Below are 24,567 nucleotides of genomic sequence, written 5' to 3' on the forward strand. Positions count from 1 at the left end.
ATTAGTTTATTTTGATATTTTCTACTTTAATTTTATCTGCTAGCTTGTACTCGCCACCATTCCATATTTTATAGATAAACTGGAACATCATATTTGTTTCTGCAATATGCTGTTCAGCATTCATGATAAGAACCTGTGAATAATCTTTTGAATAGATCATTGAATAGTTCATATCTCTTTCAGGTTTCAATCCTGGACCTTTTTCTTTAAGAACTTCAAGCATTCCGTCCAGATTTAAAGCTACATTTCTACTCACAGCCTCAATAGGAATTCTAGGGTGGTTGAATGGCTCTGGGTTTCTGACAAGAATAGCCACTACATTTCCTGTTGTAGTATCAATAATTTTATTGAACTCTGTAGTAGGGGCATCTTCTTGTGGAGTAATTCCAAATAATCCCTGAACGATTCTGTCAAACGGATGCTGATACTGCATTGCAATAGATTGGCTTAAAGGATTGTCACAGATTTTCTTTGGGTCTGCTTGAACAATTGCCCAGGCCGCCTTAAGCTTTTCTGATGTTAAAGCTTTTCCAATGCTATAAATTGCTTGTTTTGTCTGCTCTGCACCATTTGCATCTTTATACTTAATGAAGCAGCTGTTAACCTGCTCTTTAAAGTCAGCATAACGGGAAGTCTGGAATACAAATTTGTGAACCTCTTTCGCATATTTCTGTTTAATTTCCTCAGTCATATTGGTAACATCTACATTGCTATTTTTTCCCCAATAGAAGTTCATAACCTGTGCTGTATAAAGTTTTTGAGGCTTCAGACCTTTAAACTGAATGGTACGATAAACAGATTTTGGTGGTTCCATATTCACAATTCCGGTACAGTTTTGTCCATTATTCAGCATATTAAAATATTGCTGCATTACTGGTGGAATTGCCGGGCTAGGATCTACTGCCCAATTTTCAATAGTCTGGGCGATATTAGTAGGATTCGTTATTACTGTGGTTTCATCAGAAAACAGTCTTGGTGGATTCACAATGGTAATATCTTCTACAGGGTCCTTGATAAGGATCTTCATAGAGCCTCCCAGTTTTTTCATATTCTGATACTCATCCCACCCGTCCATTAACTTGGAAACATAACTGGATGTAAAGTACATTGAGATTTCCGTAGTCTTATCATTATAGAACAAAGGCTTGGCATTTACTATATTTCCATCTGCATTCGGATAGGAACGCTGATAATCAATATAGGGTCTCAATGAGGTATGAGGATATAAATCAGGGTGCGGAGTAAGCTCTTCTCCCGGAACGACCGGAAGCAGATTTCCATTTTTATCACGGATTCTTCCGATGGTATCTTCTATAACATTGGTAGAATCTTTAATCTTAATTTCCCCATAGGTAGAATCCTTATCTAAGTGGAAGAATCCTAAAGGTCCTGCTGTACGGAACGCATAAGCATAGCTTAATGGCTGTGATGGAGCTTGTCCGTTATCTACGGTATCCTTTAATGTAAACTTCACATAATATCCCGTATCTGGTCTCCATACTGGTTGGATAGACCTTGTAATGGCAGCTACAGCGGCTTGTGTTTCCGTTGTAACAGCTGCCAGAGTAGGAATATGTACGTTGTAGGAATAATCCTCCACAGATAACCAACTTACTTCATGGAATAACGTGAAACATTTTTTCTGGCTGGAACAGTTTCCTAGATCTCTCAAAATAGAAATAATATCTTCACAAGCAGTATTAAATTCTTCACCATGCATTGCATGCCCCGACCATCCCATAAACATAATGGATACAATCGTATTGATCTGTCTTTCTAAAATTTTATTTAGATATTCATAGGACGGATTATTGTTGATAAATTTATTATAAGCATCCAGTAAAGGAGTTTCGCTACGAGGTGGCTTGTCATTAAATATTCCGAATTCCTGTTGTGACAGATAGGCGCTCAGATTACATAATACCGGATCTTCACATAAGTTCATTTGTAACAATAGGTTATTAATCTGCTTCAGTTTATTTTTCAAAAGCTCGAAACGATCAAGAATTCCTTGCTGATCTGTACTATTCGTAGTATTGTAAGACATAAAATCTTCTAACAATGCTCCATATTGTTCAACATTAAGTTCATATGCTAGAGTCGGAATCCAGCTATTTCTTAATGATTCCAATATTGACTGATAGATACCTAGCTCCAGATTTCTTCTGATAAAACCTAGACCTATAGTTCCATCTCCACCTATTCTTGAAAATGGTGCGAAGAAATAGTTATTATACATTTCAACCATTTGAGGATACAATGGGCAAACAGCCTCGTACTTTTCTCTTACAACTCCATCACAACCTTTGGATTGAAGTTTTTCCAATTTTCTTTCAAGTTTAGTATATAACTCAGGATCACTTGGAGATATCGTGTTTACAACTCCTCCTTGTTGTAGAGCTATTTGGTACCCTTGATTCATAAGTTCTGCCATCTGTTGCAGGATAAGATTAACCTCAGCGCTATCTACCGAGTCAGGAGTGATTACAATTTTCGTAATTCCACCCACCGGAATCACTGAAGGTGAGATCGGAGTTTCAAGATCCTGTTTTGTATAATACTCCTGCTGAACATCATATTGTACAAAGGACTGCGTATTGGTTAAATCAATCAAAGGAGTGTAATAAGACACGGTTACCCCTGTGCTGTATGTACTCAATTTAAGCTTGATCTTAGCAGCCGGATTTGGCAGCATGATCGTAAGCGGAGAATGATTTTTAAACAATAAAGACTGTGCAAAACCATGATTGTTTGCTTCATCAGAAACTTTTGCATGATCCCCCTGCATAACAGGATTTCCATTTGGATCTACCGTATACAGTACATCTCCGGCAATCTGGTAAGAGGCCCCTTCACTTTGGAAGAAATTAGACGAAGAAGCATAATACAATGTATTCAATGGTTTCTCCAGGAAATCAGACGTTGAATCTTGGATAGTCTGTCCCTGACAGAATAATGTAGATGGCATGATTCCGTATTGTTCAGGAATAAACCATCCGGCATTTCCCTGCTCTGTATAAGAGAATGGGGTCATACCCAATAATCTGATTGCATTGTACTGATTATCTTTTTTCTGCCATTGCCCAACCTTAAGGTTATTCAATGCTCCATTATTCGGCTCCATTGCTTTGAATGGATCGTAGTTCTTCCAGCCAGACTCTCCATCATTCGCCATAATTTCAATGGCTTCCAAGGTATACTGGTGTTTTACCTGTCTTAATTCCAAGCCCTTCATTACTTTATCCGGTGGAATCATATCAGTAGAATTTGCCGCAGGATTTGTAAACCCACCAATAATAGTACTGGTAGCAGCTATCGGAAGTAATCCTTTTGTTGTCTTAATATCAATATAGGTATCAAGAGGGACTACTTTCGTAATTGTAGAAACCTCAGGATATATTGTGGTACTTGTTCTCTGAAGATCAAATGTTTCATTGGTTAACATACTGACTCCTTTCACCAGACTGTCTTCCTGACCAGGAATTTCTGTAAACGGATTCACCGGAGTTCTGTTTACTTCCTTATTGAATTCCCATTTCAGTTCCAATTTTGCGGAGAAGCTGATCTTAAAGAATAAAATCTTCAACTTAAACGCGACCGTAAATGCTCCATAGATCAGGAACGGTTTCGGAGACTCTACCGCGAGAAGAATGGTTACCGCCGCATAAATACGGAAGATCTTCACGTTGATATCAATGACTAATCCCGCTTCAAAATAGGCACCCATCTGAGGTTTCTGGAAGCTGATTTTACCTCCTAATTCCAGATAGGCAAGAACAAAGATACTGACAGGTCCGAATTTTCTGTCAAACCTGAATTCTCCTCTTGCACCAGCCTGAATTCCTTTTCCGGAAATCATTAGAAATGCTTTCAACGTAAAGAGATCCTTTAATAATTTGGCCTGAATTGGCTTTTGCTGTGTACCGAAGTTAATGTACCATGCTGATGGGTTATTAAAGAAGAAACCAGCCTGAATTTCTGCGTACAGTTTAATAATATCTCCTGAACTTTCAGGGAACTTATAGTCTGCACCAAATCCAAATTCCAATGAATTGTCTCCAAAAATGAAGAATGCAAAGAATGGCGGATCATCTTGAAAATTAACTCTTTTCGCCAGAAGCTTCATTCTCGCATCCACCATTACCATGGATGGAAGTGACAGTAATAACATGGCATTGGCAGAAATAATATTTCCGTTGGCCATGGTATCTCCAAGCAATGCTCCGACTCCTAAAGAGAATGGGAAATTATATTTCTCCGTTTTATCCGGACCACTGAATTTCTCAACACCTACTCCCCTTTCCGGAGCTGTATAGTATTCGTACCAGGTATTTTGAGAAGTCATATTAATGGCTGCTTTTTCGGCAACATAACGATATCCTAATAAGCCACGGAATCCGTAGATGGACACCGGTCCTAAGGCAATTGGGTTCGGAAGTTCAATATTGGCATCAATCAGGAATGCAGGATACTTCGGCGCTAAACGCATGTTTACACCTCCCGCAATTCTAGGGTTTTTAACCTTAAGGCTTACTCCACCCTTATACTCCTGGAATGCTCCCGGCTCCGGAATAGACAGCCATCCTTTGATCGCCACATTCGGATCACTTGAGTTAGCCGGAATAACCATATCGATATGAATCGTCTGAATATGAAGGTATGAATCCGGATCTTTTTGAGGATCATTGCTATCATTATCAGTTGTATAGTAATATTTAATTCCGTCTCCACGGGCATCAATTCCTGCTACCCCGATACTTACTCCTCCGTCAAATCCGAAGTAGTTGTATTTACGCATCACTCCTTTTCTTTCTCTTTCATGAGAACCGAAGTGAATAGCAGTAACTGAAATCTCTGTAGGTCCCAGCGGAATTTTAATTGGTTTTGGAAGAATCATATTTCCTCCATTTACACGGAAGTCAATATGACCATCGCTGTAAATTCTTAATGCAGAAATACTTAGTTTCTGTCCTTTTAAAAGTTCACCAAAAGTTCCCAGGAATTCAATGTCTGCAGCAGCGCCAATATAAAACTTATTGTCCTCTTTTCCGAGTTCAACAGAGCTTAAATGCAGCTTCATAACATTCCCTAGCTGTACAGGGAAAGGTGGAGCGGCAGCGGCTGTAAGACGAAAATCTCCGTCGGCTTCGATATGACCTGCTACTTCGAGTTGAACGGGTTGTCCACCCACAACAGGCATATCTGTAGGATAGGTGAATTTAGGGATAATCAAACCTCCATTAATATTGGATGAAACCACTGAATTCTTGTTCAATGTGACATCAAAAGATTTGAAACCTACCTGAAATCCATTCTTTCCACCTAACCTTTTCCACATCATGGCATTATTTCCATTTAAAGTGGATAAGTAATTCTGGTAATTGGCTCCGTTGCTAAAAACAATCGGATCTGCCTGTGCCAGCGGTGTCAGAGAAAGCGGAAACTTAAATTCAAATGGTGCATCTGAAATTGCTTTTAAACCTTGTAAAATGGTTTTCAGCTCTGCATAATTATTGGCTGTTACTAAACCAATTTCTCCGGTAGTTGCATTCTTTTTGTATAATGACACCGGATAGTTGAATGCAAACTTATCATTGTAGTATTCAAAACCGCCTCCCTGATGGGCTACAGGAACGGATTCCAGCATAATAGTTCCGGAAACTCCTCCTGTTCCTACAAGCATATCATAACCTCCCAGTCTTAGTGTAGCACTTGAACTGCTTGGTGGATTAGTTTCATCGTAGAACCATTTTGGTGGGAACGTTACGGAAACAGCTCTTGCATACACTCCTGTAAAGTCCGGGGAATATCCATAGGCATCTGCTTCAGGAATATTTTTTGTTTTACTTAAATCCAGCTTCAATCTGTCCAGCTGAACCAATAATCCTGTATTTCCAATTTCTGAATACGTACTTGGTCCTAATGATCCTGCAATATCTACATCATATCCGATTCCTGAAACGGTATCCGCATAAAGCACAGCTTTTGCAAAATCAAAATAGGTTTTAGCATCCGGGCTTGGATCTGGTATTAGTTCACCGCTACTATTCGTTGTCCAAGGTTTTAGGATATTTCTTGGGAATTCGATGGATGCGGATGTTTCTAGGGTAATCTTAGCGTTAGGAGTAATGATCTCTCTGATATATTCATCAATATCCTGTGGTAAAATATTCTTAAAGAATAATTTTAGCTGTTCCTTTGGGTTTGCACTAATGATATTTCCTACGATGTAGGTTGAAAAGGCAGCTAAAGCGGCTCCTCTGGAGTATGCTGTATTGAGGAAATTTACCAACTCGCCTATTCTATCCTCAGAAGTAGGATAAGGAATTGGAGAAGTAAGATAAGGTCCTAGTTCAGCATTTAAGTCATCTACAAACTTTTTTATGGGATCACCTGTAGTATTAACAAATACATTGATGAATTCGTTAACTACAGTAGTTTGGTCAAGGTTTAAAGTTGTCAATGCAACATTAAAGATTTCCTCAACTGAAAATGAGAAGTTATTCAAGTTGAATTTAGAAATATATCCAATAATTGGCCAATTGTATTGAACCGTTACTGGAAAGGAAGAGATTTGTCCATTTTGAGCATCCCTATTGAGGACGAATTTGAGACCATAGACTAGGTCAAAGTTAATCCTTTCTTTAGCTACAATGCTTAAGCTATAGAACGCACTATCTCCTGAGGAACTTACACTTGCCTGAAAGTCCTTATAGTAAACTCTGCTAAAAACTTGTTGGGAAATATTCTTTACAAATCCTAGAGAAGATGGTATGTTGTCTAAAGTAATTAAGTTGGATAGCTTAGGATAATATGGTAATAATTGTGTATTTGGCATAATATCTTAAAAATTTGATGTGTTGGTTTTTATTATTAAATAATCAAAAGACGATTATTTAAAATACCCTAGTCATATCCTTGATAAGTCAACATCTAAAAAATCAATTTTTTCGTTTCTGGGGTTTATTTCTATCACCCATCCAGCACTTGCTATAGTCAATATGATTTTATAGAATGGTTTAGTCTCATCATCATTTTTATATAATTTATACAAAGTATAATTTCCTTTACTAATAGCTTTAACCATATCAAATGAAGTACTCTGTAATGTATTACTATCAAAGTTTCCATTTTTTCCACTAGCTTTTAACATTTCAAATGATTGTTGGCGAAAAATTTCCGGAAGTTTTTTCAAAAAATCATTATTTGATAGAGGAAAATCTTTTTCATAGTTGAAAATCTTGGTACTTTGATCTTGATATACAACTTTCTTATAAATTAAATCTGTAAAAGGATTAAAGGTATTTTTGTTAAATCTTTCATATTGATACAAAAAAGTATAATTTCCTTTTCCAAAATAATATTTTTCATTGGTTAGGGCTTTATAATCCTTTTTAGTATATATATCATTATTATCATCTAACACTTCCTGAGTTATTATTTCATTATTAATATAATTGGGGAAGTATATTATTTTTTGATCATTGTTATCTTTTATAATATAATATCCTTTATCGGTTTTACTATACACTGTGCTTTTTTTCAGGACAGCAGATTCTGTAAATTTCAATAACAACAAAGAGTCGTATTTCTTTTTATCTAAGTATATAAAATAATCTTCGTTTTCATCTTTTATTCTATGATGAAAATATTTGTTGGGTTTATTTACTTCTAAATAGAACATTTCAGCTTTTTCTCTTATATTCTTATAATTTCTTTTAACATCATCTATTTGAGCATAAAAGTTTATTGAAATTAACAATAGTATTGCCTTGAAGATATTTTTCATATTATAAAATTTATTTATTTTTTCTGGAGTGCTTATTCGCTATAGCCCATTGCCAGAAGAACGAGTTTTGTATAAAATTAAATTTAGTTAAATAAGCAAATTTATCATTGGAATAATCCATTACATTATTGGTAGTTCCTCTTACAAATGTTAACAATGCATTAGTATCGCTGGAATCTTTTTCTAAGAAAGTATGCGATATTCCTTGACTATGCAGATATTCATGAGCCAATGCATAAAAATATTCAGTCGTATCAAACTCTTTATATTTATAATCATAATTAAACATACAAATTATTCCTTGATCTGCGTATGTCTGTCCTAGTACACCTGTTTCAACTGCCTTAAGACTAAAATAAAACACTTTAACATATTTGTCATATCCAGAGATTTGAGTTTTTAAATAATCTATAAATGTTTTACCTCCTTGTATACTATTATAATCAATTACACCCCCTGATGTAAAGCTCTTAAATTCATCATTATCAAACAGCCTTAAATCAGTCGAATATTGCTTTACATTAAGTAAGATATTAGATTGAAGAGCAAATTTTTTCATAATCTCAACTTCATTCATATCAAACTCTCCTTTAATTGTTTCACTAACATCCTGTACTTTGATGATCAATACATCTTTTTTGCTAGGGCTATTGTTAGGAACTACATATAATTTTCCTGCCAACTTATTTCCAGACCATACAGTGATGACACTCAGATGAGTTATTGCAGCTATATTTTCAAGTTCAAAATCTACCCACTTCATATATGGTTGAGCATCTGCTGATACACCTGAAGGTAAATCACTTGATTTAAATTTCACAACTCCAATCTCCTCATTTTTAGACCTCCCAACATTAACATTACTAGATATCATTTTAGATGTATTTGCTGTAAGTGCTGTTCCTGTAAGGCTACCTAAGGTTTTAATTTTAAAGAATTTCTGATCAAAACATAGTTTTAAATCTGCAGGACGAATATTCTTTAATCTTACCTTGAGTCTGAGTTTTATAGATGGATTTGAAGAGTCCTCTCTTGGTATATTTAACCAACTTGGTGCATAATCTTTATCATAATTACTATTGGGCTCTGTTTGGGTCATATCGAAATCAGATGTGAATAATACTCCATCATTCAACTTCCATTTTACTGGAATCACACGATACATTCCCTTTACGTTGGCATATAGTTCCTTTTTTGATACTGCTCCATCTACACCTCCTGAAGGGTTATGGGCAACATTATCAAAAAAACTATTATACTTTAACGGGGCCGATAACGGCGGACGTTCATAATATTCAGATACTCTGTATAATAATTTATTATCAATACCTAATGTATCTCCTGCTTTTCCTTTTCTTTCACTATCTCCTTTTCTTAACCAGTCAAAGCCATAAAACACTGATGGTACATTTAATTTCGTCTTTACTTCTGTCAGTGAATAATTAAAATATTGCATCCATCTGTTTTGTGGTCTGAAATCTACTGTAGTATCAGCAAATTCACTGCAAAATTCATTAGGGAAATTAGCTGAGTACAATTTAGTAAAAAAGAACTGGTTATCAACAGAGTAAAATGCTACAATTCCAGAATGAACCTTTCTTACTCCAGATAGATCATCATAAGATAGTACAGCATTGTATTTAGCAAATTGCAAATGATCATTAGCTCCTGCTACATTAGGACCAAGCTTAATAAACACATTCGTAGCATCGGCTGGTAAAGAAGTTTTTAAAGCTGTAAGATCCTGCTCTGTTAATCCTAACATAAATACAGGATGATTATCAACATTTTCATCTTTTCTAAAAACCAACGAATTAATGGGAGTAGCGGCTCCTTCTTTTATTTCTCCTCTCCATATTTCTGCATTCTCTTGCCCCAATACTTTTTCACAAAAATCTGATGAACTATTTATTGCTTCCTTCACATATCCTGAGGTTATATATTTCGCAGATACTTTCTCTGTGAAAGATGCATTGTTTTGAATAGAAGAGGCAATAGGAGCTACAAAAAATGTCCTTAACTTCTGGGCTGCAGTCGCAACGTTTGTATTATCTAAAATGACCTTGGTATTGTATACCCCTAACTCACTCCCTTTTCTTATTAATAAATTTCTGAGATGATTTACCCAGCCTATCTTATTCTTACCTCCACTAAAGTCAGCATCTTCAAATATAGTATCTAATGTTACTGGTCCAAAAATATAATCCAGATTATAATCATTACTATCTTGTGTGATATAAGCAAGACTTGTACAGATTGTGTTAGTTGTTGTATTTTGTTTAGGAAAAGTAATTTGATAAGCTGATACAGAATTAGATATAATATTAGTATTAACACGGGGTGTTTCTAATGTAAATGCTAAGTTACAATACATATTACTTTTAAGATTATCTCTTATCTGCAAAGTAATACTTATTTTGTCTTCATAGATTATAATGGGCCATCCCTTTGATTTATTTTCTGCAGTAGGATTTCTTAAGCTTTCTTCCCATCCATTAATAATAATCTTGTTATCATCATCATTATAAAACTGAATACTTCTATTAAGACTATTTTTTATATAAAAATATATCTTATTCTTATTGGTAAATTTGCTGATTATGTCTGAATATATCTCAGTACTGGTAATAGATTTTCCAGGGTTAGTCATAACACCCGTTTCAACAAGAGAGCCATCATCATAATAAATATCCTTAGCGTGTACTCCATAGAAAGCTGCGGGGTCAACAAACTTATAAACATTCTCCTTAAAGATTTTTGCTCTGCTAGTTCCACCTGCATTACCTCCAAAAATAAAATTTGCGGTAGGAGCTTCATTTACTCTTAAAATACATTCCTCTGCTTCCGCAAAATCCTTATCGAAAACAAGCCCGGCATCTGGATTTTCCTGAATAAAATCACCTTCATCTAAAACGATCTCGAAGCCACCTGCATCCGTTAAAAATTTCCCGATTTGTTTTCCGCCATCAATATATAATAAATTATGGCTGTCCTTAGAATAAAACATCTTTAGAATATCTTGTGTAGGTACCCCTGAGGCATCAAGACCTAGCTTACTAGCCTTAAAATCGTCTGATGATCCATAAAATTCAACATAAGTATCCCATGCGCTGCTAACAAATGGTAATGGACTTGAAGGATTCACTACATCTACTCCTGATACCTTAGTAAAGAAGTCTCTTTTATCAATTCCTCTGTAAACAAAGTACTTGATTTTAAAACCTAAACCTACATCCTTTGTTGGCTTTAGTAATATATTAATCTTATTAGGATCAGAATTTCCACATTTTGCAAAAAACAAAAGACCATCAGTAACAGCATAAGCAGGTAAAGTTCCTTTAAATTTTGTAGTAACCTGAAATTTATTAGTGTCTACCGGTCCAAAGGCTTTGTCAGTGGAAATTTGATTAAATAATGATAAGTCTGTAAAAAAATAAGAATATGGTTTCTTTGTATTTTCTGCCATTTGTTCTAGACTTTTAAATTAAAAAAATTATTTATATTCAATAAATTCCAAATTTTAGAATTCATTGAAGTGTGTTTTTGTAATAACTTCATTGTGTTATTATCAAAATTTAAATGTAATCTCTGCAAGAAACGCAGGTACATTGTATGGTTAAAAATTTGGTGTTTTTGTGTTGTTTCATATTTTTTTTGTGTGGTTGATTACATAAAAAACATTGGTATTGTAATGTGAATAGCATCACTTATCATCGTCAATGTGATTTTAAAAATTGGTTAATTAATGTGTTGGTAAGTTTTAGAATTTGTGATTTCTTCTTCTTGATGAAGCAATCGAGTGTTTGAAAAAATGTGGTCATAGTTGTTGTATTTTTATTACAATACAAAAGTATTTGTGACCAACGTCAAAACTCGTCGTGTTATATTTTTTGGTATAAAAAAATTATAATTATTGAATTACAAACATAAAATATCAACCTAAATACAACCCTGCAATAAAATTTATTCACAATCTATTGACAGTGTTTTTCGAGTTGGAGAGGTATTATACAACAAAAAAAAGGGCCAACTCCAAAGAATTGACCCCAAAACATTAACTGTTTATTGACTGAATTATGATATTTCTTTATTTCCAGCCGCCACCCAGACTCTTATAGATATCCACCACAGTGCTTAGCTGCTTTTGTTTGGCTTCTATAAGTTCCATTTTGGCATCCAATGCATCTCTTTGATTCAAAAGAACTTCAAGATAATCTGCTCTGGAGTTTCTGAACAATTGATTGGCAATATCAATAGACTGATCCAGGGCTTTTGTTTCCTGAGATTTTAATTGATAGTACTGATCTATATTTTTGATCTTAGACATTAGATTGGCAACATCCAGATAAGCATTCAGAATAGTTTTGTCATATTCATATAACGCTTGTACCTGTTTGGCGTCCGCAGTCTGGAAGTTCGCCTTGATAGCACTTTTATTAATAAGCGGTCCTGCCAGCTCCCCAACCAGATTATAAGCTATAGACTCTGGCATTTTCACTAAATAGGATGGTTTGAATGCTTCCAGTCCCAATGTTGCAGAGATTTCCAGGGAAGGATAAAACTCTTTTCTTGCTGCTTCCACATCCAGTTTTGAAGATTTTAATTCTAATTCTGCCTGTTTAATATCCGGACGATTCGCCAATAATTGCGACGGAATCCCGGTATACACTGTTGGCGGAATAATAGACATAAAATTCTCCTTGGTTCTGACAATCGGTTGCGGATACCTTCCCAATAAAGCATTGATCTCGTTCTCCTTTTCTGTAATTTCCTGACGAATGGTATACTCTGATGCTTTTGACTTTGCCAGCTCTGCTTCAAATTTCTTCACCGCCAGTTCTGTTGTTGCAGCAGCCTCTTTTTGAATCTTGGAAATTTCCAAGGCTCTTTGCTGAAGCTTAATATACTGCTGTATGATATCCAATTGATTATCAAGAGCCAACAATTCATAATAATGATCTGCAACTTCTTCAATAAGATTAGACAACACGAAGTTTTTACCTTCTACGGTAGAAAGATAATGAGCAACCGCTGATTCTTTTTCTGTTCTCAGTTTTTTCCAGATATCAACCTCCCAATTGGCCATTAATCCACCTCCGAAATTCCCTAGCGGATCTGGCATTTCTCTTCCTGGTTCTATCTGTGTAGTAGCATCCCCGGCTCCTTCACTCGTGTAGCGTCCTGCTTTTTTCACTCCGGCACCAATCCCCACTGAAACAGTTGGGCTCAATCGTCCTTTTTTGGCTAACACTCCACTCTTGGCAATTTCAATTTCCTGAAGAGTGATAAGCAGCTCCTGATTGTTCTTTAAAGCTGTTTCAATAAGGCTTACCAGATTTGGATCCGTAAAAAACTGTCTCCAAGGGGTTGTTCCACTGTTATTATTAGCATCCTGCTGCTCTTCCTGATTGAAGTTTTGAGGTATATTGGTCTTAACTTCGTCTTGTATGACTGTCGCCATTGGAGCCTTACAACTTGCTAAAACAAGAGATAAGGCAATGGCAGCTATTATATTTTTAGTCTTCGAATTTTCCATCATGTTCATAAGGTTCGGTTTGTTCTGTTAAAGGATTTTCCTCTTCATATTTTGCCAGTCTAGACTTTTCAGCAATGGTTCCAAAGATGTAATACAATCCCGGAATAATCATCAGCCCGAAGACTGTACCTATCAACATCCCTCCTGCTGCTGCTGTACCAATGGTTCTATTCCCCACAGCTCCAGGACCTGTTGCAATAACCAAAGGAATCAATCCTGCAACAAAAGCAAAGGAGGTCATTAAGATAGGACGGAAACGAATGGCGGCTCCTTCTATGGCAGCTTTCGCAACCGGAATTCCCTCTTCTGCTTTTTTCTGAACGGCAAACTCTACAATCAATACGGCATTCTTACCCAAAAGTCCGATAAGCATTACCATAGCCACCTGTGCATAGATATTGTTCTCTAATCCTAGAAGTTTCAAGCATAAAAATGCCCCGAAAATACCAGTAGGTAAAGATAAAATTACCGGTAACGGAAGAATAAAGCTCTCATATTGTGCAGAAAGGATCAGGTATACAAACCCTAAACATACCAGGAAGATAAATACAGCTTCGTTTCCACGGCTTACTTCATCTTTTGAAATACCTGCCCAGTCAATTCCAAATCCTCTTGGAAGTGTTTTATCTGCAACTTCCTTAATGGCTTGAATGGCCTGACCACTACTATATCCCGGCGCCGGAGTTCCACTCACCTCTGCCGAATTATACATATTATGTCTTGTGATTTCTGATAAACCATATACTTTTTCAAGATGCATAAAGTCCGAATAAGGTACCATTTGATCCTTATCATTTTTAACATATAATTTTAAAAGATCAGTAGGTAACGCACGATACTGTGGACCTGCCTGAACAATTACCTTGTATGGCCTGTCGAAACGGATAAAACTGGTCTCATAGTTGGAACCTATCAATGTTGATAAATTATCCATCGCTTTTGCAATTGTTACTCCTTTTTGTTCTGCAAGATCATTATCTATCTTAAGCATATATTGTGGGAAACTGGCTGAATAAAATGTAAATGCAGATCCTAGTTCCGGCCGTTTCTTCAATTCTTTAACAAAATCATTACTTACCTGTTCCATTTTATGGTAATCACCGCTTCCTGCTTTATCCAGTAAACGTAACTCAAATCCTCCTGCAGCACCATATCCAGGAATGGATGGTGGCTGGAAAAATTCAATATTGGCTCCCGGAATATTTTTCGCTTTTTCTTCAAGCTTTTCAATGATTTCTGCTGCAGATTCCTTACGTTCATCCCAGCTTTTAAGGTTAATCAGACAAGTTCCTGAGTTGGATCCTGTACCTTCAGTCAGGATCTCATATCCTGCCAGTGAAGAAACCGATTGTACCCCATCTATGTCTTCAGATTCTCTTAAAAGCTCCTTAGCAATTTGATTGGTTCTTTCCAAAGTAGATCCCGGAGGTGTCTGAATAATTGCATAAATCATTCCCTGATCTTCTGCCGGAATAAATCCTGAAGGAAGGGAGTTGCTAAGAAAATAAGTACATGCACAAAATGCCAATAACAATGGTAATGTAATGGTTTTTTTCGTAACCGTTTTATTAAGCATTTTCTCATATTTTCCGGCGCCTTTTGTAAATAGGTTATTGAACTTATCTAGGAAAATACTTATCGGTGTTTTCTTTTTTACTTTCCCATGATTATTTCTCAGGATTAAAGCACATAATGCTGGTGTAAGTGTAAGTGCTACAACTCCTGATAAGATAATGGAGGAAGCCATCGTAATAGAAAACTGACGATAAAATACCCCCACGGGTCCAGACATGAATGCAATCGGGATAAATACAGATGCCATTACCAACGTAATTGCAATAATTGCCCCACTGATTTCGTGCATTGCTTCTTCCGTGGCCTTTAATGGAGAGAGATGTTTTTCCTCCATCTTGGCATGAACTGCTTCTATGACAACAATAGCATCATCTACAACTACCCCAATCGCCATTACCAAGGCGAAGAGTGAAATCATATTTAGTGTAATTCCGAAAGCTGACATTATCGCAAAGGTTCCTACTAACGACACTGGAACAGCCAGCGCCGGAATTAATGTAGAACGCCAGTCTCCAAGAAAAAGAAATACAACAATCGCTACCAATATAAAGGCTTCAAATAAGGTATGTATAACCTTTTCCATTGAGGCATCCAGGAATCTGGAAACATCATAGCTGATATCATAATGCATCCCTTTTGGAAAATTATTTTTTTCCAGGTCTGCCATTAAAGTTTTTACATTTTTGATAACGTCACTCGCATTGGATCCGTAAGATTGTTTTACCGTAATTGCCGCTGAAGGTTTTCCATTCAAAGTAGAATAAATATCATACATTGAACTTCCAAATTCAATATCAGCAACATCTTTCAACCGTATAGATTCACCATCAGGCTTTGCCCTTAGAATGATGTTTCCATAATCTTTTTCATTACTAAAACGCCCCGGATACTTTAGAACGTATTCAAAAGACTGCGAACGTTTTCCAGAACTTTCTCCTGTTTTACCTGGAGATGCTTCCAAACTTTGTTCATTCAGGGACTCCATTACTTCATCAGCTGAAATATTGTAGGCAGTCAGTCTGTCCGGCTTAAGCCAGATACGCATTGCATATTCTCGGGTTCCGAGAATATCAGCGAAACCTACTCCACCTACCCTTCTCAATTCGGACATTACATTGATATCTGCATAATTGAACAGAAACTTCTGATCTGCTTTAGGATCATCACTGTACAGGTTAATGTACATCAACATATTCGGCTCTTCACGAGTAATTTTTACTCCTTCACGAACGACCAGTGGTGGTAGTTTATTGACTACCGAAGATACACGGTTTTGAACATTTACGGCAGCAACATTGGGATCTGTTCCCAAGTCAAATACTACCTGAATAGAAGCTTCTCCATCGTTACCGGCATCAGAGGTCATATACTTCATGCCCGGAACACCGTTTAGCCCTCTTTCTAATGGAATGACAACAGATTTAATCAATAACTCGTTGTTAGCTCCAGGGTATTCTGCGGTGATGTTTACCTTAGGTGGAGAAATGGATGGGAACTGGGTCACCGGAAGTTTTACCAATGACAAAATCCCTAAAAACACTATAATCAATGAGATTACAATAGACAGAACAGGTCTGCGGATGAATTTCTTAAACATACTACTTCACTTTAGAGACCATTACTCTGCTTTTAATTTCAATGATTGAAGAACTTTTTTAGGATCCTGATATTTTGTTTTCACTTTCTGATCATCCTTCACTTTCTGAACTCCTTCCAAAAGAATCTGATCTCCTTTTGAAATCCCTGAGCTTACCACATAAAGATCCTGAAGTTCGTAGCCAATTTTTATATTTCGGGATTTAGCGATTCCATTTTTGTCGATAACAAATACATATTTCTGATCCTGAATTTCATAGGTTGCTTTCTGCGGAATGATCAATGCATTATGAACCGGCATTGTCATCTGAACCTTCCCGGTTTCACCATTTCTCAATAATTTATCCGGATTGGGAAACTTTGCACGGAATGCAATATTTCCCGTTTCATTGTCAAATTCTCCTTCAATGGTTTGAATCTCGCCTTTTTGTGAATATGTTTCGCCATTCGCGGTGATCAGAGAAACCTGATTACTTCCTCTATCAGCTGCATGGGTTTGATAACTCAAATACTCAGGTTCAGAAACGTTGAAATAAGTATAGATACTTGTATTATCTGACAATGAAGTTAAAAGATCACCTTCATCCACCAAGCTTCCAAGCTTTAAAGGAATTCTATTGATAATTCCTGAAAACGGAGCCTTGATATCTGTAAAAGACAGGTGAATTTGCGCCAGTTTCATTTCTGCATTGGCGGCATCCAGTTTAGCTTTTGCCATTGCCTTTTCATTTTTAGAAACAATATTGTTTCCTGCTAATGTAGTCGCATTTCTCAGCTCAATGGAAGCTTGCTCTACTTCTGCTTTAGCCTTTAGCAGCTCAGCCTGATATAGTTTAGGCATAATGCGGAATAAGGTTTGTCCGGCCTGAACATACTGTCCTTCATCCACAAAAATTTTCTCAAGGAAACCTTTTTCCTGTGCCCGAACCTCAATGTTCTTTACAGACTGAATCTGAGCTACATATTCCTTGTTAATCACAGTATCCATCACTACCGGGGAAGTTACCGGATAGGTTGTTACTTCTTCTTTTTCTTCCTTTTTCTTGTTGCAACTAACAGCAAGTAAAAGGATACTCAGTGCAATGCCTGAGGTAACTCTTTTTATCATAATTCTAGAGTTTATATAAATCGTTAATGTTTTGAAATAGAAAGGGTAATAAGAGATGATACGATGTGATGATTACCTGCAAACACAACGTAAAGCTTTCCCACCTGGGATCAGGCAGAAAATAAATGGAAAAAATGAAATTTTAAATTCTAATGGAACGGATCAGAATAAACCTTTTGGTAGCAAGACCAAAAATAAAACTGTGGATATCCGGATTAAACCGCTTTTTGTTTTTTAACCCAAAAATATAGATCAAACTGAAAACACCTGCAAAAACAACAATCGCCTGCCATACATCAGACAGTTGAAAATCATTCTCAGCAAGTTCCAGAGTGGAATTATCTACATTATCAGCCATTTGCTGAACAGAAAGCTTTTCATAAGTCTGGTTCAGTCGGTTGGCTCTTTTGGGCATATGATGAGAAACATGACCAGAGTAGTCATTTCGAAGTGTTTTAACGTTGAGTCTGCTTTCTACGACAAAGAGCAGAAAAAGACCGGTTAAAAAATATACTATAAAGTTTCTCATCTTGAAGTGGCAAATGTACACTTAGATTGTGATATCATCATAATAGATTAACAAAATTTAACGCTTATTTAAATAACCTGAAATCAAAATTTTATTAACTTTTCAATAGCACTTTTATATTATTTATCAATTTTGTTACCTGTAAAAGAGATTTTATGAGAGCAAACTGAATAGCATTATTACAATGAAATTTAATCTTAAATCAAAGCTGGTCAATGTTTTTTTCACAATAATTCATGCATTTATGAAAGGTTATACTATACAATGCATAGATAAATTATAATCCAATATGTTTCTCTGCCACACCTCCACTCAGAAGATTTCAATATAACAGAGTAATTCAGTTCTTTTTCTTAAGAATATTAAAATTGTAGTCCACAATTAATTCTTCATAACGGGAGAAAGCCAATGCATAAAGCTAATTTTTATCATGATTTTCAATAATTTACAAAAGGCTATTGGCATTCTGTGATATTTAAATTATTTTTGCCGAAAATTTAAACAACAAATACACAATGAAGAAACTATCCTTTTTCCTATTGAAAATAAACTGTTAAAAATTCTAAATTAACGATTTCAATTTCAAACTTTTTATCTTAATAATTACCTACCGTTTTCTGAATAATGTTTTAAAAAAAGGTGACAAACAACCTATTTATTAAAATATAATATTAGTTTATGTAAAATTAACATATAATTAGTAAAAATATTTGTATTTTTATATAGTATTAACACCATAATTCATGAAACACTTTAAAATCACTTATCACTATGAAAAAATTATTATTAACAATCCTTTTGGGATTGGCAGTTCTTTCCTCAACAGCGTGTAAACATCCCGGAAAAGAAGCTGAAACTATCACTTCCACTACTTCTGAAAATACAGATGACATTTCAAAAGATGTATACGTTGACAGCTATGGAGAAAAAATAGAAGTAACCATCAATCGTTCTAAAAACACAGCAACCGTACATTTAAACGGTAAAACTTATGACCTTAAAAAAAGTGATGCTTTACCCGAGTATACGGCCTCCAATGAAGAGTATCAATACTCTGAGATTAAAGGTAATATAACTTTTTTAAAGAAGAATGTAGATATGGTGCTCTTCCATCTTAAACAGGCAAAAAAAGAATCAGGTCCTGCAAAAATGGCATCGTATTAGCATAGGAACAAAACATAATATTTAAAATCAAAAATTTATGAAAAGCTTATATTATTATTTATCCGCTCTTTTTCTGGCTGTATTTCTAGTTTCTTGTAAGACTCAAACTGCACAGAAACCAACTACAACTGATATTACAGGGAAAACATGGAAATTAACGGAGCTTAATGGCCAGCCGATCAAGTTGAAAAATGCAAAAAACAATCCTTCGTTCAAGCTTAATATGGACGGAATGAGATATGAAGGTCATGCCGGATGTAATGGTTTGGGAGGTACTTTTGAGATCAAGCCTGAGATCATGAGAATTAAATTCAACCAAGGAATGTCTACCATGATGGCTTGTGAAGATCTGGATATTGAAAACCAGTTTACAAAAGCAATTCTTGCAGCAGACAACTATTCTGTTAATGGGAATACATTGACTTTAAACAAGGCAAGAATGGCTCCTTTAGCTAAATTTGTTCTTGAATAATTGTATCCTTTTATAATAAAATACAAAGACGCCTTATTTTGATAGGGCGTCTTTTTTTATGGTATGAAATATTTTATGCTTTTTTACTGTATATGAAATAGCAAATTAAGAGACTTATATTAACCAATACAGCAAATGAATTGGAAAGAATAATAGGCAGTTCATCTTTCATAAAGCCATACCAAACCCACAATGATAACCCGGAAATAAGCACCAAAAGCATAAGTAGAGATATTTCATCTACATTTTTTTCCCTGATCACCTTTACAAGTTGTGGAATCATTGATACGGAAGTAAGTACTCCTGCTATTATTCCCAATACGTTTTCATTCATAAGTTATATATTTTGAAAATATGAATTTCATCAAAGCTGCTGTAGTTACTTAAATCTATTCCATGAAACTTCTTCATGCAACGGGATATTTTCTTCTACAAAACGGAACAAGTCCCTTGAAAAATAGCAACCGTTCAATATTCCTCGTGCTCCTAATCCATTAAATACATATAAGTTATTAAAATTTTCGTGTCTACCAATAATTGGTCTTCTATCTTTTACAGTGGGTCTGAAACCAAAATTGGCTTCCTCCACTTCAAAATCGTAAGGATAGAATTCTGAAAGCCCATTCACCAGTTGAGTAACTGCAGAGTCATCAATATGATGATGAAGTTGTTCCCTGTCATAGGTTCCACCATAGAAATAAAGACCGTTTCCTGTCGGGAAAAGAAAATGTTTTTTCTTAATCGTTATGTTCTCCGGAATAGGCTGGGAAAGCTTTACTTTTATATGGTGTCCTTTATTTGCATTTACAGAAATTTCAGAAAAGTATGGGTTATCTTTCACACCCATTCCTTCACAAAAAATAATATTTTTGAAATTAAAGTCTTTATATGAAGAAACGGAAAGGGCAAGTTTATCGTACTCAAACTTTTCTTTTATCAAAAGGCCATTTTTTTCAAAATAATTGAATAAACCTGCGAAAAATCCACTTACGTTCAGTCTGGCAGACTGATTTACCTTTCCGGTCTGAAAATCGTTTTTTACTATATCTAAAGAGTTAAATTTTTGATCCAAAAAGTTTGATAATTCTTCATTTACTGATTTTTTAAGCCAAAGCTTCTGCTCATTCTCATCATGGAAAATCCTGTGGATGGGAGCATTGATGAGATAGTTCTCGCCAGTATACGATTCAATTTCCTTAAGACTGGTTTTAAGGAAGTCTAATTGCTCCTGAGCTTTCCAGAATGTGGTAAACTTTTTAAGAACAACCGGATTAATAATCCCTGCTGATACTTGCGATGCACTTTTCCTTCCTTCAGAATAGATCACAAATGACTTGTTATTCTTAATTAACTGGTGTGCAAAGAAAAGTCCGGCATACCCATCTCCTACAATAATATAATCTACATTTTTCATAATAAAAAAAACCTGAGTAAAAGTACTCAGGTTTTATATAAATATCAAGTGAAATCTAGTAATTCCACATATCATTTTCCATTTCAAGGATCTGCGACTTGATTCTGTTGCTTTCCTCTAGCTGATCATCAGCATCTTTAGGGATATAATCCTTAATAGTACCATCTCCTAAACCGGCTGAAGATTTATAAATGATAGAAGAGAATCTTCTTGCATTGATAATATCATCGAAAGAAAGGTCTGCAGAAGAGTTTTTTCTATTGAAAACATAATTGTTTGCCAAGATATCTCTTGCATTCGGATAGAAAATCCAGAATAGGTCAATAAGCTCATCATTGCTCGCAATTGGCTTACCATCTGGTCCTATAACTCCTTGCACCGCTGGATCTGGTCCCATAGCTGCGATACCAAGAGGTCTGTATTTCATTTGTCCGTCTCTCTTATCTACGAACCACATACCCATTATTTTAAGAACTTTTACTTTATCAGTAGTTGTTTTAAATACGTCGGTATATTCTTTCTTCTCTTGTTCAGTTAATTGTCTTCCTGAGTTTAAGATATCGATGGCAGCATCGTTGATTCTAACATTCTCCAACCTTTTCTGTATTCCTTCAGGTGAAAGTTTCACAGTAAAGTTTTCGTCATCATACACCTGCTCAATTTTACCAGTTAAAGCTGCATCTAACAGTAACTGATATAGAGATCTTGTAGGTGTAGAAAGAAGACCGTCCGGATTGTCATAATAGAATGGCTGATTAATCTTGTCATTCATATCAATGATTTCCCAAACAAACATACTCTTAAGGATGTCTTTGTCTTCAACAAATCCATATTCAAGAGGTTTTACTGTTTTATCAATAATAGTATCACCAACTTTTTGTTTATTCTCCGCTCTCATCTGTCTAAACTCTTCTGGAGAAGAAGCGTTCAGAATAGTCTGGGAAAATGCAAATCCCGAAACTAATACTAAAAGGGTGCTAATATATTTTTTCATAATAAATTACAATTTTAGTCCTATTGAACATTAATAATTATAGGAGTAATGTTTTTAATCTGTTGTCCTTCTAAACCTTGAGCTGTTGCTTTAATATCGAAGATAGAAACTACGTCTCCAGATCTTAGGTTTTTGATTAATCCTGCAGCCTCGTTTAATGAATTTCCGTGAACCAATAATGCTGCTCTACCAGGTACTCTTACCATGAACTGAGTTACATTGAATGAAACCGGGAAGTCAAAATCAGGAATCGCTGCCTGTACAGATTGGTTAGGAATAGAAGTTGCCGGCATGGACAATACATTCTGACCTCTCATCTGACCTTGAGGTGGTGGAACATTCTTAATTCTATATTCAAATACCTGAGATACAGATTTACCGTGTGGATCTACTCCAGATAATGTCAATTTCACTGTAGTCCCTGTTGAAGGCTTCACAATCCATTTACCAGGACCTGTATTTCTTACAGTAGCTCCCGGAGCTGATAATGAAAGTTTAGAATTGTCTGCACCTAAGATAGATCCTGAAACAGGGTTCTCAAGTCCTCTATACATTACATTCATTTTATCAGCAGAAAGTAATAATCCTTTTTCAAGTTTTACTTCTCTAGGTCCTGCAATTACATTATACGTATGCGTCCAAGGGAAGTTTTGCGCTTTCCCTGTAGCATCTGTTAAAGTAATTGTACCACCTAATTTATGTTCACCAATACCAGATCCTGAAATTGCTGTAATACCTTTCCCATTTTCTACTTTGCTTACACCAGAGATCCTGATTTTATTGCTGTTAGAATAGTTTCCTAGCATTACTTTTATTTCTGCCTGCTTACCAGCCTGAATATCTACAGGACCAGCAACAATTGCTTCATAGCTTGTAAATTTGATGCTTGCATCCACTTTCTCTTGTAGCAACATTGCCAATGCATCAGACTGTACGTTTCTGGCATCATTTTGGATAATCTCTAAATTGGAGATTGCACCAATCAAAGGCTGATGATAGAATTTATTCTGAAACCAAGTCTTTTCATTTGGAGATTTTCCTTTTGGATATTCAGCTATAAGAGATACATTAGATCTATTCACTAAATCTTGCAATTGATGATTTTGTCCGAAAGTAGTATTGATATAATTTCTTATAGCATCAATCTTAGCCTTTAACTCATTTGCTCCTTTTGAAGGAGTATTTTCATCTCCCTCCTTAAAGAAATATTGTGTTGCACCTTCATTATTATTAAGTGAAGAAAAATTCTCACTAACATCAATTGGCTTTCCAGTTGCTGGATCATTTTCCATAAATTCAGCCTCTTTCTTCAAATTTTCTTTGATTTGTTCTGCATGAGAAACCAAATCATCGATTTTTTGCTTCAATACCTTATATTGCTCCCAAGGCTGTGCATAAGTATCTGGTACCTGTTGTGCTTTAGCCGCTAGTGTTTTCTCAAATATCTCAGTATTTTTTGTTTCAGTAAGCATACGTGTTGCTCTTAAAGAAACTGTAGAGTCATAATATGATCTGATGATCTCTGCATCAATATTTAGGGCCATCATCGCGATGAACACCAAATACATTAGGTTGATCATCTTCTGACGAGGGGTCTGTTTTCCTTGTGCCATTCTCTTTTCTTTGTTTGTTGATTAAGTAGTTTAAGTAATGGTTAGGAATTAAGACTTCATAGCAGTTAGCATACCACCATAAACTCTATTTAAATTATTAAGATTAGATGTTAAACCTTGTAGCTCTTGATTGAACTTCTCAGAATGCTCTACAGATTTTTGCATATCTGAAACATATTTAGTTGCAAATTCTGCTTGTTTCTTTCCGCTTTCCAATTGCATAGAATATAAAGCATTCATGCTTTCCATATGCTGAGCAGCCTTGTTCAACTGATCATTATATTTATGAGTAGAAGCAGAAACGTCTACCGTTTGATTAATTTGGTCTACAGAATTTGAAAACTTATCGATTCCTGTTCTTAATCTTTCGAATAACTGAACATCTAATCTAGCGTCTTCAAGCATTTTATCTAATTTGGTAGAAAGAGAGTTTTCTAATTCAGCAAATTGAGCTGCAGCGTTGTTATTTCTAGAAGATACATTAGAGTGTAATGGGTTTGGGTTAGCATGCTTATCCAATAATTCAGGATAAACATTTTCCCAAGCATAAGACTCCTCAGATTTTGGTGGGTCAAATGCGAAAATAATAAAGATAATCGCCTCTGTAATAAGCCCTACAGTAAGAGCAATATTACCGTTAATTGGTCCCAGGGTAATGTGAGTAATTTTAAGCCAAGCTCCAAGAATTACAATTGCAGCACCGAATGAATAGAAGAAATTCATCCAAGCATCTTTAGTCTTAAACATATTGAGTTAGTTTTTTTAATGTTAAATAAA

Annotated in this window: 14 protein-coding genes; 2 read left to right on the top strand and 12 right to left on the bottom strand. The window is 35.5% G+C overall.

Annotation, left to right across the window (positions count from 1 at the left end):
* Nucleotide 1 precedes the first annotated feature (1 nt).
* The 7 genes from SCA31_RS11090 to SCA31_RS11120 all read right to left on the bottom strand — a co-directional run bounded on the left by SCA31_RS11090 (nucleotide 2) and on the right by SCA31_RS11120 (nucleotide 18,133).
* Nucleotides 2-6,838, bottom strand: a complete 6,837-nt coding sequence (locus SCA31_RS11090) for a hypothetical protein (RefSeq protein WP_410697064.1) — start codon at nucleotides 6,836-6,838, stop codon at nucleotides 2-4.
* A 72-nt stretch (nucleotides 6,839-6,910) separates the two neighbouring features.
* Entirely contained in the window at nucleotides 6,911-7,789 is an 879-nt protein-coding gene (locus tag SCA31_RS11095) for a hypothetical protein (protein ID WP_410697065.1), read from the bottom strand.
* A gap of 10 nt (nucleotides 7,790-7,799) precedes the next feature.
* Nucleotides 7,800-11,255: a hypothetical protein gene (locus tag SCA31_RS11100; RefSeq protein ID WP_410697066.1), complete on the bottom strand. Its 3,456-nt coding sequence runs from the start codon at nucleotides 11,253-11,255 to the stop codon at nucleotides 7,800-7,802.
* Between the two features lie 621 nt (nucleotides 11,256-11,876).
* The gene (locus tag SCA31_RS11105) at nucleotides 11,877-13,334 is read right to left on the bottom strand and encodes a TolC family protein (RefSeq protein ID WP_410697067.1); all 1,458 of its coding nucleotides are present in this window, start codon (nucleotides 13,332-13,334) and stop codon (nucleotides 11,877-11,879) included.
* A complete protein-coding gene (locus SCA31_RS11110; RefSeq protein WP_410697068.1) occupies nucleotides 13,306-16,497 on the bottom strand; it encodes an efflux RND transporter permease subunit in 3,192 nt (1,063 codons plus the stop codon). Before SCA31_RS11110 ends, SCA31_RS11105 begins: the two co-directional genes overlap by 29 nt.
* Before the next feature lie 21 nt (nucleotides 16,498-16,518).
* Nucleotides 16,519-17,601 carry an efflux RND transporter periplasmic adaptor subunit gene (locus SCA31_RS11115; RefSeq protein ID WP_410697176.1) on the bottom strand — a complete coding sequence of 361 codons (1,083 nt, stop codon included), beginning with the start codon at nucleotides 17,599-17,601 and terminating at the stop codon, nucleotides 16,519-16,521.
* Between the two features lie 145 nt (nucleotides 17,602-17,746).
* Nucleotides 17,747-18,133, bottom strand: a complete 387-nt coding sequence (locus SCA31_RS11120; RefSeq protein WP_410697069.1) for a hypothetical protein — start codon at nucleotides 18,131-18,133, stop codon at nucleotides 17,747-17,749.
* A gap of 771 nt (nucleotides 18,134-18,904) precedes the next feature.
* On the opposite strand from SCA31_RS11120, the gene SCA31_RS11125 reads away from it, so the two are divergent.
* Together SCA31_RS11125 and SCA31_RS11130 are read left to right on the top strand one after the other, a co-directional pair.
* The gene (locus tag SCA31_RS11125) at nucleotides 18,905-19,297 is read left to right on the top strand and encodes a hypothetical protein (RefSeq protein ID WP_410697070.1); all 393 of its coding nucleotides are present in this window, start codon (nucleotides 18,905-18,907) and stop codon (nucleotides 19,295-19,297) included.
* Nucleotides 19,298-19,334: 37 nt separating this feature from the next.
* The gene (locus tag SCA31_RS11130; protein ID WP_410697071.1) at nucleotides 19,335-19,769 is read left to right on the top strand and encodes an META domain-containing protein; all 435 of its coding nucleotides are present in this window, start codon (nucleotides 19,335-19,337) and stop codon (nucleotides 19,767-19,769) included.
* Nucleotides 19,770-19,842: 73 nt separating this feature from the next.
* On the opposite strand, the gene SCA31_RS11135 is transcribed toward SCA31_RS11130, so the two are convergent.
* The 5 genes from SCA31_RS11135 to gldL are packed head-to-tail and all read right to left on the bottom strand — an operon-like array spanning nucleotide 19,843 to nucleotide 24,537.
* Nucleotides 19,843-20,103, bottom strand: coding sequence for a SemiSWEET transporter (locus SCA31_RS11135; protein WP_410697072.1), 261 nt, complete (start codon nucleotides 20,101-20,103; stop codon nucleotides 19,843-19,845).
* 45 nt (nucleotides 20,104-20,148) lie between these two features.
* On the bottom strand, nucleotides 20,149-21,183 hold the full coding sequence (locus SCA31_RS11140) for an NAD(P)/FAD-dependent oxidoreductase (protein ID WP_410697073.1): 1,035 nt from the start codon (nucleotides 21,181-21,183) through the stop codon (nucleotides 20,149-20,151).
* Nucleotides 21,184-21,238: 55 nt separating this feature from the next.
* Nucleotides 21,239-22,177: a gliding motility protein GldN gene (gldN, locus tag SCA31_RS11145; protein ID WP_106917270.1), complete on the bottom strand. Its 939-nt coding sequence runs from the start codon at nucleotides 22,175-22,177 to the stop codon at nucleotides 21,239-21,241.
* Between the two features lie 20 nt (nucleotides 22,178-22,197).
* The gene (locus tag SCA31_RS11150; RefSeq protein WP_410697074.1) at nucleotides 22,198-23,790 is read right to left on the bottom strand and encodes a GldM family protein; all 1,593 of its coding nucleotides are present in this window, start codon (nucleotides 23,788-23,790) and stop codon (nucleotides 22,198-22,200) included.
* A 48-nt stretch (nucleotides 23,791-23,838) separates the two neighbouring features.
* Nucleotides 23,839-24,537, bottom strand: coding sequence for a gliding motility protein GldL (gene gldL, locus SCA31_RS11155; protein WP_410697075.1), 699 nt, complete (start codon nucleotides 24,535-24,537; stop codon nucleotides 23,839-23,841).
* Between the last annotated feature and the right edge of the window lie 30 nt (nucleotides 24,538-24,567).

The sequence above is a fragment of the Chryseobacterium sp. SIMBA_028 genome (genome assembly GCF_046535285.1).
Classification (GTDB): domain Bacteria; phylum Bacteroidota; class Bacteroidia; order Flavobacteriales; family Weeksellaceae; genus Chryseobacterium.